Here is a 17,900-nt window from a genome sequence, read left to right on the forward strand (position 1 = left end):
TTCTATTGCAGAAAAAAGGCACGTTCACGTGCGGGATAAAAATTATTTTCGACGCAATACATTGGTGTGCGTTTTAACTTTCAAAAAAAGGTCACACGATGTTCACATCGAAAGTCTAGCCTGCCGGCCAAATAAAACGCCAACAGCCTAACTTTCGGAGAAGTCAAAAATATGACCATGAGTAAAAACGCGCCGGCAAAATCCCGCTTTGCCCCAATGCCATTCAGTGCACTGGCGCTGGCCATTGCCGCGGCACCAGCCTTCGGGCAGGAGCCAGTCGAGGCAGAACTGGAAACCATTGTGGTTACCGCGCAGGCCGCGAACGCTACAAGCCAGATTGAGCGTCAGCGAAATTCCGACAAAGTCGTCGCTGTGCTGACCTCTGACGCGATCGGCCAGCTGCCAGATGCCAATGTGAGTGAGGCTCTGCAGCGTATGCCCGGCGTCTTTATTGAACGCGATCAGGGCGAAGGTCGCTTCGTTGGTGTTCGCGGTATTGATCCCAACCTGAATGCCGCATCCATCAACGGGATGAACATTCCGGCGCCAGAATCCTCGCGTCGCTCGGTCGCACTCGATGTCATTCCTTCCGATCTGCTCGCCAGCCTCGAGGTGTTCAAAACTCTTACACCGGATATGAGTGCGGACTCTATCGGGGGTGCGATCGAGATCAAAAGTCTGAGTGGGTTCGATCGGGATGGTCGTACCATGCAAATGAGTGTCGAAAACAGCTACAACGACCTTGCGGAAGAAAACAGTCCCAAGATTGCCGGGACCATGACGGATATCGTCGAGCTGGACGGCGAACGCAAACTGGGTATTGCACTCGCGGCCAGTTGGCAGGATCGCAAGTTTGGTTCCGACAATATCGAAACGGATGGTGCCTGGGAGCCGCTGGATGCGATCGATGGAACCTCTGCCGTCGGTGCCAAGGAAATTGAGCAGCGCGACTACACCATTACCCGTGAACGTATTGGACTGGCTGCAAACTTTGATCTGCAGCTGGACGAAGACAACGCGCTGTACCTGCGTACCCTGTATTCCGATTTCTCCGATGACGAGCAGCGTCAGCGCAACTCATTCAAGCTGGATGAAGAAAATGACGATCCGGATACCATTGCCAACGGCAGTGCCATCTGGTCAGACGCAGCACTGGAAAAAGAGCTGAAGGACCGCTTTGAAGAGCAGAAGATTCTGTCTGTTGTGGCGGGCGGCGAGCAAACGCTCGAGCAGTGGGGCGTTGAGTATGCACTCGGCTTTTCCCAGTCTGAGGAAAACGAGCCTGGCCGCCGTGATACGGTATTTGTACAGGAAGGGCTGCGCCTCGGTTACACCAGCGCCGGCGAAATCCCGAATATGACGGCCGAACAGGCGGCGTTTGAAGCAGCCAACTACGAGCTCGACGAGCTGGTTGTCGAAAACAATTTCACTGAAGATGAAGAGCTGAGCTTCCGCATCGATCTGACGCGCGAGATCCAGCTGGGCGATAGCATCAGTGAACTGCAGTTTGGCCTGCACGAGCGTCGTCGCGAAAAATCCAGCGATGTGAATGCGGCGGTCTACGACGGATTTGGCGGTGACTTCACGCTGGCGGACTTCGTCCAGCCTTCTCTCGATTATGGCATTGCCGGCTTCGGCCCCGCAGTTAACCAGGGTGCGCTGAATCGCTTTATCAGCGCCAATCTGAGCAGTTTTGAACTCAACGAGAGCGACACGGCTCTGGATTCCACTCGCGACTACGAGATGGAAGAAAATATTTCTGCGCTGTACGTGCTGAACCGGGTAGAGTTTGAAAAGGCCAGCCTGGTCTATGGTCTGCGTTACGAAAGCACTGACTTTTCTGCCAATGGCTTCGCGGTGGTAGAGTCCGCTGAGGCGGTAGCGGGTGCGCAGGAAGTTGCCGAAGAGGTCTATGTAACCGCTACGTCGGCGGATAACGACTACGCGAACCTGTTCCCGAGCATCAACCTCAAATACGACTACAGCGATAATATCGTTCTGCGTGCAGCCTATACCGAATCTCTGGCACGCCCGTCATTTGGTTATCTCAATCCTTCCCCCGCTGCGATCGAATATGACGAGGGTGAGTTGGAAGTTGAAGCCGGTAATCCTGCGCTGGATCCGTTTGAATCCGGCAACCTGGATTTCTCCTTCGAGTACTACGCCGATACGCTGGGTATGTTCTCCGCGGGTGTATTCCACAAGGATATCGACAACTTTATTGTGGTTGCCGATGTCAGCGACAGTGTTGATCTGACCCGTTTTGTCGGTGGCATGCCGGTCGATGAGGCGGAAGTGTTGCAGCCGATCAATGGTGAAAGTGCGTCACTGACTGGTGCCGAGCTGGCGTGGACGCGCGGATTCGATAACGGTCTGCTGCTCCGTGCCAATGCGACCTTCACCGATTCCGAAGCGGATCTTGGGCTGGGTGCCGCCAGTGGCCGTGACAATACGATTTCTCTGCCGCAGCAATCCGATATGGTTGGAAACCTGATGGTTGGTTACGAGCGTGAAGGGTTCAGCGTGCGTCTGTCTGCCGCTTTCAAGGGCGAACGCCTGCTGGAAGTCGATATGGAAGACGAGGCGTTTGACCTGTATGAAGACGATCACATGCAAGTCGATCTGAGCGCAGAGTATCGCTTCGACAACGGCCTGCAGGTCTTCTTCAGCGGCGTAAACCTGACTGACGAAGCCTTCTACGCAAATCGTCGCGGCTTCAACGGTCAGTACGAGGAGTACGGGTCTACCTATGTATTGGGTCTGCGCTACGCCAGCTTCTAAGTCACGCCGATAAGGCGAGCCCGGCACCTGGGGTGAAGGTGCCGGGCTTTTTGCGTTTGCCAATAATGAAAAAGTGCGGCCATCGAAGTGGTCGTGTTTGGAGAGAAGATTGATGTTGAAGTGTAGCGAATCTGCATCCGGAAAAGTTTGTAGCAGAATCATCGCGGTACTCGGAGCGGCGGTTGTCAGTTTGTTCGTCGGAGCCTGTTCCGATCACGGTGACAGCGCGGCCGCAGTCTCCGACAGGGGGCCGACAGCCGCGGCAGAAACGTCCCGCCTGGCGATGAATGGCCTGGAAGTTGCGAGGTTGCAGCCTCTGGATTTGGACGGCAAAGCTTATTTGTTGGCCGCCAGCGAGGCGCGCGGTCTGTTGTTGCTCGACCTGGGAAACGAGGCTGCAGCAGAGGTGGCGGTAGAGCCGGGCAGTGTCGAGCGACTGGCAGCGATTCCCTGGGAGCAGGACAGCTGGTTAGTCGCGGCCTACTTTGAAGACCGTGGTGAGCTACGCATTCATCGGCTACTCCCCGGCGACTCGACAAGTGCCCCCCACTTTGCAGCGGTGACGTCTCTGGAAATGCCGCCCCAGTCCGCGCTGTGTTTTTCTCGACAGGCCGGGGGAGCACACCTGTATACCTTTGGTGAGGAGGGGCTTGCTAAAGAACTGGTGTTCTATACACAAGCGCCCTCTGCCGGAGGTCCTGGCCGCATACGCGCACGAGAAGTGCGCTCCATTTTGACTGGCCCGGGCGTGACCGCCTGTGCTACGGATTCTCTGAGTGCGCAGTTACTGGTCGCACAGGAACCCTTTGGCGTGTGGCAATTGAATGCGAGTGCGGAGCGCGACGAGGAGCGCAAGCAGCTCAAGCATACCAACTTGCCTGCAAGCGGTATTGAAGATCTGTGGCGCCAGCCGCGTGGTGATCACGCAGAGCTCTGGGTCGCTGCCGAAGAGGGCGTCGCGGCTTTCACGCTTGCCGCGGACGGCACGCTCGCTACGCGTAATCCGCGAGCCAGAATCTCTGGCCCGGCACGCGCGCTGGCACGATATCGCGATCAGTTGCTGGTGTTGAGTGCGGACGATGAATCGTTGGTGTCTATTCACACTCCGGGCAGTGCCGAAGCCCAATTGCAAGTGCCTGTGGAGAACGCATTGCCGCAAGTCCCGGCCGTTGCACAAACGCAGCCGGTAGAGTCTGCCGGAGATGCGGCGGACGACCCCGCTATCTGGGTCAATGCGCGCGAACCACAGGCCAGTCTGATACTGGCTACTGACAAGCGCAGGGGGTTGAATGTCTACAACCTCGCCGGAGAGTTGCGCGCACAGTTTCCGCTCGGACGTTTGAATAATGTAGATTTGCGCGTGCTGCCCGAGGATGCGGGCTTACCCTATGTGGCGCTGGCCGCGGCGACCAACCGGAGTCAAATTGGCCTGGAGCTGTTTGGCATTACTGCAGTGGGGACTGTGGAACACCTGGGGCATCGTGCCATGGAGATGGGCGATCCCTACGGTATCTGCCTGCAACAGAGTGGAGATCAATTGCTCGCATGGGTTTCCGACAAGTTAGGGGCCTTGCATAAATTCCAAATTGGCTGGCGGGAGTTGCCCGCACAGTGGCAACTCGCTCCGCTGGCGAAGCTGGAAACTCGTGGACAGGTCGAAGGGTGCGTGGCGGATGACAGTAACGGGCGCCTGTTCTTTGGGGAAGAAGATCGCGGTATCTGGTTGCTGGAGAACGTCGCGCAGGCAACCTTTGGTGATGCGACGCTGGTGGCAGAGGCTGATGGCGAGCAACTGGTTGCGGATGTCGAGGGGCTGGCGCTGTACCTGGCTGGTGATGCGGGCTATCTGGTTGCGTCCAGTCAGGGGGATGACAGTTATGCTGTGTTCAGCCGCGATGGCCGCGAATTTTTCGGTCGTTTCCGGGTGGGGAACAATCTGCAACTGGGTGTTGATGGCAGCTCTGAAACGGATGGTCTGGACGTGACCAGTGCGCCTCTCGGACCGGAATTCCCGCAGGGGATGTTGGTGGTACAGGATGGCCGCAACCGCTTGCCGGACGCCGCGCAGAACTTCAAGCTGGTGTCCTGGCAAGACATTGCGGCGGGGCTTGCGCTGGATCGGAACAAGAGCCCGGCAGGAGAAACCTATGCCGGGGACCCTGGGGCGGACGGCGGGCAACGTTAGGTGTCCGTCCGCCGGTTGCGCCGATTAGAAGTGCATGCTCCAGCCGAGTGAGGCGGTCTGCAGGTCGTATTGGCCGAGGAGGTCATCACTGCCCACGTCGGCGAGATTTTCCCACTCGAGGCGCAGGGTCCAGCTGTTGTTGTGGCGATAGCTGAGCCCGGCGCCATAGGAATAGAGGAAGCCACTGTCGTTCACCGTGGTGCTGCCATCGACAGCGACCAGTTCCTCGAAAATATTTTCACCGTCGGTGACTAACAGCAACACCTCGCCACGTTGGCTTTCCTTCAGGTTGGCGTTCCAGAACCCGAGCCCGACTTTGGCGTAGGCACTGAGGCCGGCATAGATCGGCAGATGGCCGACCGCATGGCCGCTGAGAATACTGGTCTCCATTTCTTCTTCAATGTTGAGGTACTGCCCCTGGTCATCACTGAGTCGGAAATCAAAGCCGCTGTTGCGCAATTGCTGCAGGTTGGCCTCAAATGCTAGGTGAGGTTTCCAGCGCCAGCCGACATAAAGTTTGATGTGTTCGCTTCCGCTGTCACAGTCACCGGGCACCGACAATCGGTCCGCATTGTTGAGCGACTGTATGCTGGTCTGACTGGCCTGACAGAAGCCATCCAGTTCGGCAGAGCCGAGACTGAGCCCGCCATAGCGGTGGGAGAAAAAGTTCGCGTTGGCTGCTTCGGTCAGAGCGAGTAAGGGTACAACGAGCAGAAGCGCAGTCCGGGTCATGGCGATACCTGCTGTTTTGTGGATAAGTAAGTTGTTATTGCTTTGTGTCGCACGACTAACCGGGGTTGTTACGCGCGATGCCGACACTTGTATCCATTGTCGGCGTAAAAAACCGTTTTTCTGTGTTAAAGGTCCAATTCTGCCCGCAGCGCCGCCATTTTTTCGGCATTTTCGCGCTTGCTGAGCGGCTTGCCCGGCTGTTCTTCCAGCAGCGGCTGTTCCGGGGCCGGCAGGCTCTCCCCTTCCAGCACGCGCGCACAGATCGTGCGGTAGTGTTCTGCGAATACCGGGTAGGCGACGGACTCGGCGTTGTTGGCGAGGAAGAACCAGTTCGCCTCGCGCCCGGCGTGGTACACGGCCGGGTGGCTCCAGGCACAGTTGGCCTTGGGGCTCGGGGCGTTGCAGGCTTCGCGGTATGCGGCACGGGCGTCCGGCAGGCCGTTGTCTCCGGTGGCGCAGAGCTGCAGCATCTTGTGGATGGTGGGCAGGTACTCGCTTTGTTTGATGGCGCGCTTGGCGCCTGCGACGATTTGCTCCGGCGAGAACGCTGCCAGTGACTCCAGCCACAGGCGCTTGGCGTGGTTGAGTGTTTCGGTATCCGGGAAGGCGGCGTTGAACTGGTTGTGATAGCCCAGCTTTAGCAGGCCAAACACTTCGTTCAGGGCACGCTTGCGCGCATTGAGCTGCTCGTCGCTACCAGTCTGTGTCTGTGACGATGTCGAGGACGGATCGGTCCCTTGTCCTTTGGTTGTCGCTGCGCTGGTTGTCAGTGTTTGGTTGTTGTGTGCCATGTGTCTGTCCTATCGCCAGCTTGTTGCGCTCTGCCCAGTGGTGGCGGGCATGTCGTACAAAGATGGCATCCCAGCTTTTGCGCGCCTCGTTGCGGCTGCGCCAGTAAAGAATGAACTCCGGTACCAGGCCAAGGGCAAAGTCCCGGTCTATTTCACAATGGTTTACCAGATGGCTCAAGCAGTCGCCGCCCGGTTGCCAGTTGCGTGGAATGGGCTTGGCCACGGGATTCTTCTCGATACCCTGGCAGTAGTAGGCCCATTCCTCGCGTGCATATTCAATAAACTGCTCGCCCCAGCGAGCGCTGTGGCCACCGCGTTCCAGCCATTTGTAGATGAATTCGGGCAGCACTTCGGCGGCAAACTTCGGGTTGATGGCGAGGCGACGCAGCTGCTCCCAGGTGTGCTCACTGGGCTGCCAATCGCGGGTCATCGGTGTGGGTTTGCGCTTCTCGATAAATGGCGTGTCCTGTTTCTCCCAGTCTTCGGTAATCCAGTCATTGAATTCCAGGTCCCAGGAAATCGACAGTTTGCCGCTGTTGCGGTGGTAATCCACAAAGCGCTGCAGCCCGCGCTGTACAAAGGTACTCGGTACCCCCTCATCGGACAGTTTGCGCAGGGTGTCCTCGCCCGGTCGCCAGTCTGTCGGCAGCGGTTGCTTGCGCTGGGCCGTCGCGCGGAAGGCTTCCCACTTGCTTTTAACCTGCTTCAGGAACAGGGCGCCAAACGAATGGCGTGGCTCGCCGCGTTCGCGCCAGTAGGTGACAAATTCCGGAAGCTGCTCGCGCACAAAATGTTCTGGCACCCCCAGCTGGGCAATCCGTGCGAGGGTTTCCCGATCGGGTTGCCACGAGGGTGCAATGGTATTGGCGCTGCGTTGGGCGGGCAGGTTAGTCGCGCCGGCTTGGGTCGTCTGGCCGCTGGTCGGATATGCGTGGCTGAAGTTGCTCTGGGCGGTGGGCATTCGCTCATCCGCCGGGAGTGAGAACTTCAGCATCTCGCTGCTGCCATAGGGCGCGGAGCCCAGCAGGATGGCACCCTGGTTTCGCAGGCTGGTAGCAACCCGCTGGATATCGGCTGGTTGCCAGAAGGGCAGTAACTGTCGCAGCTGGCTACCTTCTACGCTGTACCAGTCGCGGCCGGGATGGGATTCCACCGGCAGGAACGGCAGTAGATCCCCCAGCGCGCTGAGCAACACCGCTTCCTCCAGGCCGATGGTGGCGGCCAGAGTGGGCGAGATGCAGAGGGGGCGTTCCGGTAGCAGCGGGTGAGTCATGGCGCGATTCTACCACTGTGCCAGTCCCCGCGCAGGCGCAGATGACGGCCAAATTTGTCCGGTGGGTCCGCAACAGCGGTAACATGTCCGCTGCCGTTGGGCCTATCGTCAGGTACCGGAAGCATGGTCTGCGGTGGCCAAATGTCGTGAACAGGTAGCGAAGTGGCGGTAAATGTCGAAGAACCAGGAAGGAATATGGCTGAAACCCGAACCTATCAGCTCAGCGGAGTGACCTGCGCGGGATGCGTGCGCCGCATCGAGACGGCCCTGGCCGACGTGCCCGGTGTGGACGAGGCCCGGGTCAATTTGGCCGATCGTACCCTGTCAGTGCGGGGCAATGCGCCGAGTGCCGACTGTATCGCGGCCGTCACCTCTGCCGGCTACGGTGCGGAACTGGCGCAGCAGAGCGAACGCGACCGCCGCGAACAACAGCGCCGCGAGGAGCGCACCCACTTTCGGGCCCTGCTACTGCGTTGCGGACTGGCTCTGGGGCTGGGGATCCCCCTGATGATCTGGGGGCTGGCCGGCGGCAATATGATGGTCAATACCCCGGCTGATCAACTGGCCTGGGGTGTGGTCGGGCTGGTCACACTGGCGGTACTGGTGTTTTGCGGTGGCCATTTTTTCTCCGGAGCCTGGCAGGCATTCCGCCATCACAGCGCGACCATGGATACGCTGGTAGCCCTGGGAACGGGCGCTGCCTGGCTGTTCTCCATGGCGGTTGTGCTGGTGCCGCAGTGGCTGCCCGAGGCGGCACGACATGTGTACTTCGAGGCCAGTGCGATGATCATTGGCCTGATCAATCTCGGTCAGGCACTGGAGATTCGCGCGCGCGGGCGCACCAGCGCCGCGGTGGAAAAACTGCTGGACCTGCAGGAGCCACAGGCGCGGGTTGTGCGCGATGGTGGTGAACAGGATGTGCCGCTGGAGCAGGTCCGGGTCGGCGATCTCATCCGGGTGCGCCCCGGGGAGAAGCTGCCGGTGGATGGGGAGGTGACCGAGGGTGAGAGCCTGGTGGATGAGTCCATGCTTACCGGAGAACCGGTCCCCGTTCCCAAGAAGCGCGGGGATGCGCTGTCCGCCGGGACCATGAACAAGAACGGCACCTTGTTGTTCCGCGCCGACCGGGTTGGGTCTGATACCCGACTGGCACACATCATCGAAATGGTGCGCAACGCACAGAGCTCCCGTGTTCCTATTGCCCAACTGGCAGATCGCATCTCCTCGGTGTTTGTGCCGACGGTGATGATCATCGCTGTCTTCTCTGCCCTGGTCTGGTTTAACTGGGGCCCGGAACCCCGGGCCGCACATATGCTGGTGGTACTGACCACCGTACTGATTATCGCCTGCCCATGCGCCCTGGGGCTGGCGACGCCGATGTCGGTGATGGTGGGCGTCGGCAAGGGGGCGGAATACGGTGTGTTGATTCGCAATGGCAAGGCGCTGCAGCAGGCCAGCGACCTGAATGCGCTGGTGGTGGATAAAACCGGCACCCTGACCGAGGGACGCCCGCGGCTGACCGAGATCGAAACCCGCGAAGGTTTCACCGGTGGCGATAGCCGATTGCTCGCGTTGCTGGCGAGCCTGGAGCAGGGCTCCGAACATCCGCTGGCAGAGGCGGTAGTGGAAGCCGCCCGCGATCGGCAACTGGGTTTGTTCGAGGTTGAGCATTTCGCCGCAGTGACGGCACAGGGCGTACGGGGTCAGGTAGACGGGTGTCAGGTACTGCTGGGTAACCGGCGGTTGATGGAACATGCCGACATTGCGCTGGAAGATTGGCCTGGCCGTATTGAGGCGCTCGCGCAGCAGGGACGCTCGGCGATGTACGCGGCGGTGGATGGGCGTCTGGCAGGAGTGATCGCCGTGTCCGACCCGATCCGAGCGGACGCGCGCGCGGCGGTTGATCGATTGCTCGCGCTGGGCCAGGAGGTACATATGCTCACCGGGGACAATCGTCATACGGCGGAAGCAGTGGCACAGCAGTTGGGTATTCACAGTGTGCACGCCGACTTGTTGCCCGAGGACAAGGAGCGGATTGTTGCGGAATTACAGTCCGCTGGCGCGAACGTGGGTATGGCTGGCGATGGCATTAACGACGCGCCGGCGTTGGCACGGGCAAACGTCGGCTTCGCCATTGGCAGTGGTACCGATGTTGCCATCGAAACCGCTGACGTCACCCTGATGCGTTCTTCGCTGCACGGTGTGGCTGATGCCATCGAGCTGTCGCGCGCCACGCTGCGTAACATCAAGCAGAATCTGTTCGGCGCCTTTATTTACAACACCCTGGGGATTCCCATTGCCGCCGGGGTGCTCTATCCCTTTACCGGCGCCTTGCTGAGTCCGGTGGTTGCCGGTGCGGCCATGGCCATGTCCTCGGTGACGGTCGTGAGCAATGCCAATCGCCTGCGCTGGTTCCGACCGTCAGGTAAGGGGGAGGCATCATGACATTACTGATTAACCTGCTCGGGCTGTTGTTGATCGCCGCGATCGTGTGGTGGTTCTGGCTGGCTGCAAAAGTGCGTGATGATGGCCAAAAAGATGTACCGGCAGTGGCCGCTGTGGCGGGACAGCCGATCGAAGTGATTGTGCGCAATGGTGTCTATGAGCCTGATCAGCTGCGTGTACCGGCGGGCCAGTCGGTGACGCTGCACTTCTTACGCGAGGATCCGAGTCCGTGTGCGGAATATGTATTGTTCCCGGATCTCGAAGTCAGTGCGCAACTGCCGGTAAATGTATCCCGGGCCATCCAGCTACCCGTTCTGCAGCCAGGTAATTATCCGTTTCACTGCCAAATGCAGATGTACCGCGGAGTGTTAACCGTTGAGTAATCAGAAACCACCGGTACTGAGCACCGATGGTTTCTCTAAGCTAAAGGAAGTTTTCTGTTTGCTGACTTTTTAATGCGTCGCGCAAAATTACCAGCGTTGTTCTATATATTCTCGTTAATAAACGCCAGTGACTCCTTGAGAAAACGATGGCGAGATTCACCCTTGCTGAACCAGTGATCCTCATCCTTCAGCATGATTAGCCGGCTGTGCTTCAGTCCTTTTGCCTTGATTGCTTTGAACATTTTTTCAGACTGGAATGGTGGTACCACAGTATCTTTGTCGCCATGAAGCAGAAGGATCGGGGACATGTCTTTGTGAACAAGCTCGAGCGGTGAGAACTTGTCCAGCTCTTCTGGATCATTTTCGTTGCCAATCGAGATGCCCCAGTAGGCTAGGCCGCGACTTTGTTCGCTTGCGTGGTAAAACATGGCGCCCAGCTCGCTAATGCCGCCGAAGGAAACAGCACACTTGTAGGTGTCCGGTTTGGCAACCGCTCCAAACATGGCGACGTAACCGCCGTAGCTACCACCGACGACACAAATTCGCTCGGCATCAACTTTGCCCTTGTCGATCAGCGCCTGAACGCCATCGTCAACATCGGTCTGCATTAGTTTTCCCCACTGGCCGTAACCCAGCTCTGCGAAGTTGTTGCCATAGCCGGAAGATCCCCTGAAGTTCGGCTGAAATACCGCGAACCCCGCAGTTGCATAGAACTGGCGTATCCAGTCAAATGCCATGGTGTCGCGACTTTCCGGGCCGCCGTGTGGCAATACGATTAAAGGGGGGCGTGAGTGTTCTTTTAGTACGGCAGGAAGAGTCAAATAGGCGTGGATTTTCTGGCCGTCCTTCGCAGAATAATTGAAAGACTCTACCCTCCCGAGTGAAGAAACATCGTCTCCGATATTGTAGCCTTGTCCGAGCAATTGCAGGGCGCCCGCGGTAATGTCATATAGAACGTATTGCTGTGGGTTCTGTGGCCCCGATATACGCGCGACTACTTTTCGCTTATCTGCGGAGTAAGATGTTAAAGAGATTTCTGCGTTTGGAAAGGTTGCCCCTAAATCGGCATAAATTTGCCGGAGCTGGCTATCGAGATATCGTGATTCTTCAAAATCCTTGATGAGAGAATAACCTGCAAGACGCGAGGTATTGTAATCATACTTCAGGCTTTCCAGATCAAATTCATGATCTTGCAGAGGGCCGATGGGTGCGCCGTTGCCAATTGTGTCGCCCTCTAGTTGAGCGGCATAAAGTAAGTAGACGCTGTCTTCATTCGTGCTTGTGTAGTACAGCTTGCTGCGATCCTTGCTGATGCCTACAGTGTGGCCGTAAAAATATTCACTCTGATCACCGCCAGAAACCCGTATTGGGCCAAAACTGTTTTTATCCTTGGATCGCAGATAGGTCAGAGTGCGATCCAGTTTTCTATGTTTTTCCCGGTACAGGATGATGTCGCCATCATCCCCGGCAATCCAGTTTCCAGCACTCTTGCCCTGGAATATTTCTTTTTTCTTGCCTGAGAATACATTTACCTTGTATACCGCATTCAGTTGGTTTCCGGTTCCCGTGCCCTTGTAGTAGTACGATAGCAGGACATGTTTGTCATCATTGGGCAGTTTGCTGACGAGCTTGGGTGCGGCAACGTTGTATTTGAATCTGGAAGAATTGAACGCCCATTCCATTTTGTTCTTAACGACGTTCCACATTCCCATCCTATGCAAGGTGAAGCGCTCGTAATCGGCTTCCGAGTAATAGGGTTGAGTGGCGTTTACCAGAATCACCTGATTATTGGCCCAGGTAAAACTCCGGATCGCACCTTCAGTGAAACCAAATATTTGCGGGTTTTTTGCACTTCCTATTTGCTGGGAAACAATAAAAAACTTTCCTTTATTTTCCTTCAGGTAGGCGATCCGATCGCCATCTGGTGAGATCTGGAAGCTCTTAACAACAGGGAGTCGGCCAAATGTCTCCAGGTTGTCCAGCGCGAGTGCTAAAGTTGGAGCGACCAGGCTGCATAGCAGAAATAAAATACGCATGGTTTTTCTTGTTTATTGTGTTGTTTGGAAATGGATAAAATAGAAAGGCGAGATGGGGCCTCAACCATTTTCTGCGATGATATCGTCAATAGCTCTGTTCGCCAAAATCATCATGTGACATTCAGGTAGATCGATCATCTTATTCAAGAAAGTCACAAAAGTGCCGGCGATAGCAGTTCAGGTTTGCTGGTAGTGGTTGAGAAACATCGCCGCGGTGCGATCGGCCAGCGCGTGTCTTTCCTCGGCATCCAGTAGCGGGCCCACCTGCAGGAATTGCGGCCAGAAACAGCTGCCCTTGATCAGGTTGTGAATCTGCCCGCTGGCAATTTCCTCATCCAGTGGGACCAGGCTGCCGGCATCGCGAGCCGCACGAATCCACAGTTTGATACCGGTCTCGTAGGCATTGAATTTTTCCATCTCCGCCTTGAGTTCTTCCGTCCGATGAAAAAAGTATTCAAAGGCGACCCGGTTCAGCTCGATGTATTCGCGGCTGCAAATGGTCTCAATCTCTGCCTCGATCAAACGGCAGAGCTGGGTGTGCAGGTCAGCGGATGGATCAAACGATTCGCCCATGGGCTGGGTGGCTTGTTGCCACAGGGCACTGACTAGCTCCAGGATCAGAATTTCCTTGCTGGCAAAGTGGTTGTACACGGTGCGTTTTGAAACCTGCGCACGCGCGGCCAGCTCATCCATACTGGTGCCCTGTACCCCCAGTTCCCGGAATGCCTGTTTGGCCGCGTCGAGAATGTCCTGGCGTTTCTGTTCGCTGCGGGTCAGCTTTGTTTGACTCATGGTTCATCCGGTCGTTTCAGGCGCCATAGTGTAGCGCTCGGTGTCATCGAAATGAATTTTACACTGACTAGTTTACTTTTTCCCAGGGCAAACCTAAACTACACCGTATAGTTTACTTTTGGTGTTAACGAAAAGGGCACTGAATGAAGATTCGCTGGATAGTCGTCACAGGAGTCATGGTAATGACGGTCAGTTTGATCAACGCCTGCGCCACACCGCAGGAAAAGTTCCGTAACACCCATATGGACTACAGCGTGGGAGCGGCCAATGTGTGGGAAATCGGCAAGGCCTACTTCCGTGCCGAGCGTGCGGCACCGGCGCCCACTACACCGGTACCATTGCGGCCAATTCCCGCTGCCGAACTCACAGCGCCCGGCGCCACAGATGCCGTGTATCGTCTGGGCCACTCCACCGTGCTGCTGCGCCTCGGAGGTGAGTATGTACTGACTGACCCGGTGTTTAGTGAGCGCGCATCACCAGTACAGTGGGCCGGGCCCAGGCGTTTCCATCCGCTGCCGTTGGCCATTCAGGAAATTCCCATGCTGCGCGCCGTAGTGATCAGTCATGACCATTACGACCATCTGGACAAAGCCAGCGTGCTGGCGCTCCAGCATCGTGTTGAACGCTTCGTGACCCCGCTGGGGGTGGGGGCGCACCTGCGCCGCTGGGGGATTCCCGCCGACAAAATCGTCGAGCTGGACTGGTGGCAGTCCGTCAGAGTGGGCGCATTCAAACTGACCGCCACGCCGGCACAGCACTTTTCCGGCCGGGGACTGATGGATCGCGATCACACGCTGTGGGCGAGCTGGGCAATACAGTCCGGGGAAACCCGGGTATTTTTCAGCGGCGACAGTGGTTACTTCCCGGGCTTTCGCGAGATTGGTGAACGCCTTGGGCCGTTTGACCTGACCCTGATGGAAACCGGTGCGTACAACGACCTGTGGAGTGAAATCCATATGCTGCCGGAGCAGAGTGTGCAGGCGCATCTGGACCTGGGTGGCCGCGCGATGCTGCCGATCCACAACGGTACATTTGATCTGGCCTTACACGACTGGTTTGAACCGCTTGATCGAGCGTTGGCCGAAGCCGAGCGCCGCGAGGTACACCTGGTCACACCGTTGATGGGCGAGGCCGTCTCTATCGCGCAGCCGCCCAGGGCGTTGACCTGGTGGCGAGAAACGCTGGGCACCGAACAGCCGGCGCTGTTGGCAGCGCCCTAACGTTATCTGGCGCAAGGACCGATTCGTCTAGGCTTCTCCTGCAATCGCGACGAGCGAGTAGGTTTTTTGCTGGTGCGCTAACCCGCTGCGCGTGGACAGGCGCGTTCGGTTATCACGTGATCGAAACGCGCTTGGCCAATGAGCCGCCTTTCGCCATGTCTTCCCCTCCGTCCGCCGGGCGGATTCTTTTGCAAAAAATTGATAAAAGCCATTTTTCCCCGGGATTGTTCTGGATCTGTGATCAGGAAAAGGCAATCTTTTTTGATTGGCTTTCTGTGGCGGGTCGTCGGGCGCCGCAGTTGCTTACGATTGTGAAAAAACAATGCAATCCGGCAGGGGATAAAAGCAGTATTTCGCCATCTGCCTGGTAAACGGGGATGTCATCATGGCTCTTTTCGTCTGGAGGTGGTTGTTGCGTCTGATCGGGGCGCTGTTGGTTCTGATACTGCTATTTGCGCTGTACGGCGGTGTTGCGTACCGCGACCAGCCGATGCGGGATACCGGCTTCGCCAGCGGGGTCGCGTATCTGGATACCGGTCCTGCTCAAATTGCTTATCGCGTCGACGGTCGCGATCATCAGGGGAAGACCCCCGTTATCCTGGTACATGCCATGTTTTTCCATATGGGGATGTGGGATAGCTGGGTAGCGGAACTGTCCCAGAGCCGCCCGGTGTATCGGTTTGATGTGCCTGGTCATGGCCTGTCGTCACTGGCGTCCGATGGCGATTATTCGCTGCAGGGCACTATGGATACCTTGCAGGCCTTTATGGATCACCACGGCATCGACAGAGCCATCCTGGTGGGTGCCTCCATGGGAGGCGCGACCCTGTTTAATTACGCTGCAGAAAATCCCCAGCGAGTGGAAAAACTGGTGCTGGTGAACTCCGGCGGATTGGAGGGGCACGATCAGGCCGACAGTGGCGGCGTGCCGGATGGTGCCTACTGGGTATTGCGTTATCTTCCCGATCCCTCTCTGAACTATTTCGTGGACTGGCTGACGGCAGATAACCGGGCCAGCGATGCGTTCAAGTCAGGCTTTATCCGCGGGTTCCGCAATCTCGATACCCGCCGCGGCATTATCGGCCGTATGCAGGACTTCAAGTCTCCCCACACTGTCGATGTGCTGCCTCAAATACAGGCGCCGACGCTGCTGATGTGGGGGGAGAAAAATCCCCAGTTACCGGTGGCCCAGGCCGGACGCTTCCGCGACCTGATCGAAAGCGGCGGTGCGCCGGTGACATTGCACATCTATCCGGGCGCGGGCCACCTGTTGCCGGTCGAGGATGAGGAGGGTGCGATTGGCGACCTGCTTGCCTTCATTGATGGGGAGACGTTGCCATGAAACGGTTGCGGCGTTTGGTTCTGACCTTGCTGGTGCTGGTGTTCGGCGGGTGGGGCACTTATGCACTGTTTTTCGCACCGGCTCCGGTCGTGCTGGCCGAGGCGAAGCCGATGCCTGTGGATGCCGATTTGTCCCGCATTTATGGCATTGACCCCGGTCCCCATGCGGTGACGGTGATACCGGAAATTTCCCTGATGACTCCGGATGGGGCGCTGGCGCTCACCGCGTTTTATCCGGAAGCCGCTGAACGGTTTCCGCTCTTGTTGTTTTCCCACGGGAGTTTTTCCGACCGTCGCGCTTATGACGCTGTCATTCGCCATTGGGTCAGTCACGGCTATGTGGTGCTGGCGCCCGATCATCTCGACGCGGGCGGTATGGTGAACGGAATTCTGGCGTCGATGCGCCATGGGCAGGACGGCGTGATGCAACAGCGCCCCCGCGACCTGATCAATATCCTCGAGGGGCTGGATACGCTTGCGCGCGAATATCCCCTGCTCGACACCCGCATCGATCGCAGCCGGGTGGCCGCCACCGGACACAGCTTTGGCGCCTTTGCCGCGCAGATGCTCGGCGGGGCCGATTTTGCCGTGCCCGATTCGAATGCCCGACTGCAGGTGCGCGATGCGCGTATTCAGGCGGTGGTCGCCATCAGCCCGCCCGGCCCCATGTTTGACATGATTGACGAGCACAGCTGGCAGAACATGACGATTCCGCAGCTGGTCACCACCGGCACCTGGGATGTGGAACCCCGCTTTTTCCCGGACTGGCGCCTGCACGCGATGAGCTTTGACCGCGGTGCCGCGGGCCTGAATACCCTGCTGGTCACAGAGGGGACCGATCATTACTTCGGTAATTTGATCTGTCGCCTGGAACGGGAAGCGGCACCGCAAGCACAGGCACTGACAATGGCCAATGCGGTCACCCTGGCCTTCCTCGATGCGGAGCTGAAAGGTATCGAGCGGGCGCGCGTGTCAGCCCTGTCAGAGACTGTTAACGAGGTGACTGAAGGGTTTGCCCGGATAACCCACCGCTAGGCAAACTTTCCCTTGTTGTGACTGCTGGTTCGCGTTCGCGGAAACTATATTGGTGTCTGAATTTGTAATGCCTGCACCCCGAAGCGGTATCCGGAGGCACTATGGGCAAGTCAGACAACGACGATTACAAGGCAGAGTTGCGCAAGCTGCAGATCAAGCTGGTGGTGCTACAGCGGCATCTGATTGCCCATAACCTGCAAATTGTGATTCTGTTCGAGGGGCGCGATACCGCCGGCAAAGATGGCTGTATCAAGCGGATCGTCGAGCATCTCAGCCCGCGGGAGACGCGGGTGGTAGCCCTGGGCAAACCGTCCGATCGCGATCGCGAAAGCTGGTACTTCCAGCGCTATGTTCCCCATTTGCCTTCCACCCAGGAAATGGTGCTGTTTAACCGCAGCTGGTACAACCGCGCCGGCGTGGAGCGGGTGATGGGGTTTTGCACCAAGGACGAGTACCGGGAGTTCATGGTCTCGGTGGTGCCGTTTGAACATATGCTGGTGAGTTCCGGTATCCAGATCATCAAGTACTACCTGGATATCGACAAAGACGAACAGAAAAAGCGCATGGAAGCCCGCCATGAGGATCCACTCAAGCAGTGGAAGGTCAGTCCGATTGATGAGGTGGCGGTAAAGCACTGGAACGACTATAGCGTGGCCCGCAACGAGATGTTCGCCATGACCCACAATGAAGTGGTGCCCTGGACTGTGGTGCAGGCCAACGACAAGAAACAGGCGCGCCTGAACGTGATCCGCCACCTGCTGCAAACGGTGCATTGCCCCGAGACCGACCAGATCGCGGATGAACCGGACCCGGAAATCGTCTTCCCCTACGACGGTATCCATGTGATGAGCGGCAAGATCGCCGCCTGACTCCTCTACCGACCGGG

At 57.7% G+C, this 17,900-nt stretch carries 14 protein-coding genes; 9 read left to right on the forward strand and 5 right to left on the reverse strand.

Translation table 11 applies throughout. The annotated features are described in order from the left end of the window. The first annotated feature begins 171 nt into the window (after positions 1–171). Positions 172–2,781 (forward strand): TonB-dependent receptor, encoded by a 2,610-nt coding sequence (locus tag ACXAD0_RS05640; RefSeq protein WP_475087387.1) that lies wholly within the window; start codon positions 172–174, stop codon positions 2,779–2,781. Between the two features lie 112 nt (positions 2,782–2,893). Then, entirely contained in the window at positions 2,894–4,966 is a 2,073-nt protein-coding gene (locus tag ACXAD0_RS05645; protein WP_475087388.1) for a phytase, read from the forward strand. Positions 4,967–4,990: 24 nt separating this feature from the next. Here the strand turns inward: ACXAD0_RS05645 and ACXAD0_RS05650 are convergent, their stop codons facing one another. The 3 genes from ACXAD0_RS05650 to ACXAD0_RS05660 all read right to left on the reverse strand — a co-directional run bounded on the left by ACXAD0_RS05650 (position 4,991) and on the right by ACXAD0_RS05660 (position 7,762). After that, the gene (locus tag ACXAD0_RS05650; protein ID WP_475087389.1) at positions 4,991–5,698 is read right to left on the reverse strand and encodes an outer membrane beta-barrel protein; all 708 of its coding nucleotides are present in this window, start codon (positions 5,696–5,698) and stop codon (positions 4,991–4,993) included. A gap of 125 nt (positions 5,699–5,823) precedes the next feature. Continuing rightward, the gene (locus tag ACXAD0_RS05655; RefSeq protein WP_475087390.1) at positions 5,824–6,489 is read right to left on the reverse strand and encodes a replication protein P; all 666 of its coding nucleotides are present in this window, start codon (positions 6,487–6,489) and stop codon (positions 5,824–5,826) included. Continuing rightward, the gene (locus tag ACXAD0_RS05660; RefSeq protein ID WP_475087391.1) at positions 6,392–7,762 is read right to left on the reverse strand and encodes a DnaT-like ssDNA-binding domain-containing protein; all 1,371 of its coding nucleotides are present in this window, start codon (positions 7,760–7,762) and stop codon (positions 6,392–6,394) included. Before ACXAD0_RS05660 ends, ACXAD0_RS05655 begins: the two co-directional genes overlap by 98 nt. A 195-nt stretch (positions 7,763–7,957) precedes the next feature. Between ACXAD0_RS05660 and ACXAD0_RS05665 the strand changes: the two genes are divergently transcribed. Both ACXAD0_RS05665 and ACXAD0_RS05670 read left to right on the forward strand, forming a co-directional pair. Next, positions 7,958–10,207 carry a heavy metal translocating P-type ATPase gene (locus ACXAD0_RS05665; protein WP_475087392.1) on the forward strand — a complete coding sequence of 750 codons (2,250 nt, stop codon included), beginning with the start codon at positions 7,958–7,960 and terminating at the stop codon, positions 10,205–10,207. Further along, complete coding sequence (locus ACXAD0_RS05670; protein WP_475087393.1) at positions 10,204–10,590, forward strand: cupredoxin domain-containing protein; 387 nt, start codon at positions 10,204–10,206, stop codon at positions 10,588–10,590. The genes ACXAD0_RS05665 and ACXAD0_RS05670 overlap by 4 nt, the downstream gene beginning before the upstream one ends. Positions 10,591–10,691: 101 nt before the next feature. On the opposite strand, the gene ACXAD0_RS05675 is transcribed toward ACXAD0_RS05670, so the two are convergent. Beyond that, positions 10,692–12,626, reverse strand: a complete 1,935-nt coding sequence (locus ACXAD0_RS05675) for an alpha/beta hydrolase family protein (protein WP_475087394.1) — start codon at positions 12,624–12,626, stop codon at positions 10,692–10,694. Between the two features lie 177 nt (positions 12,627–12,803). Next, a complete protein-coding gene (locus ACXAD0_RS05680) occupies positions 12,804–13,418 on the reverse strand; it encodes a TetR/AcrR family transcriptional regulator (RefSeq protein ID WP_475087395.1) in 615 nt (204 codons plus the stop codon). Positions 13,419–13,600: 182 nt separating this feature from the next. Between ACXAD0_RS05680 and ACXAD0_RS05685 the strand changes: the two genes are divergently transcribed. The 5 genes from ACXAD0_RS05685 to ppk2 all read left to right on the forward strand — a co-directional run bounded on the left by ACXAD0_RS05685 (position 13,601) and on the right by ppk2 (position 17,883). Continuing rightward, the gene (locus tag ACXAD0_RS05685; protein ID WP_475087396.1) at positions 13,601–14,638 is read left to right on the forward strand and encodes an MBL fold metallo-hydrolase; all 1,038 of its coding nucleotides are present in this window, start codon (positions 13,601–13,603) and stop codon (positions 14,636–14,638) included. 116 nt (positions 14,639–14,754) lie between these two features. Beyond that, positions 14,755–15,009, forward strand: a complete 255-nt coding sequence (locus ACXAD0_RS05690) for a hypothetical protein (RefSeq protein ID WP_475087397.1) — start codon at positions 14,755–14,757, stop codon at positions 15,007–15,009. A gap of 14 nt (positions 15,010–15,023) precedes the next feature. Beyond that, positions 15,024–15,980 carry an alpha/beta fold hydrolase gene (locus tag ACXAD0_RS05695; protein ID WP_475087398.1) on the forward strand — a complete coding sequence of 319 codons (957 nt, stop codon included), beginning with the start codon at positions 15,024–15,026 and terminating at the stop codon, positions 15,978–15,980. Continuing rightward, the gene (locus ACXAD0_RS05700) at positions 15,977–17,014 is read left to right on the forward strand and encodes an alpha/beta hydrolase family protein (RefSeq protein WP_475087399.1); all 1,038 of its coding nucleotides are present in this window, start codon (positions 15,977–15,979) and stop codon (positions 17,012–17,014) included. Before ACXAD0_RS05695 ends, ACXAD0_RS05700 begins: the two co-directional genes overlap by 4 nt. A 101-nt stretch (positions 17,015–17,115) precedes the next feature. Beyond that, positions 17,116–17,883 (forward strand): polyphosphate kinase 2, encoded by a 768-nt coding sequence (gene ppk2, locus ACXAD0_RS05705; RefSeq protein WP_475087400.1) that lies wholly within the window; start codon positions 17,116–17,118, stop codon positions 17,881–17,883. The last annotated feature ends 17 nt before the right edge of the window (positions 17,884–17,900 follow it).

It is taken from the genome of Microbulbifer sp. ABF4_148 (assembly GCF_056158985.1).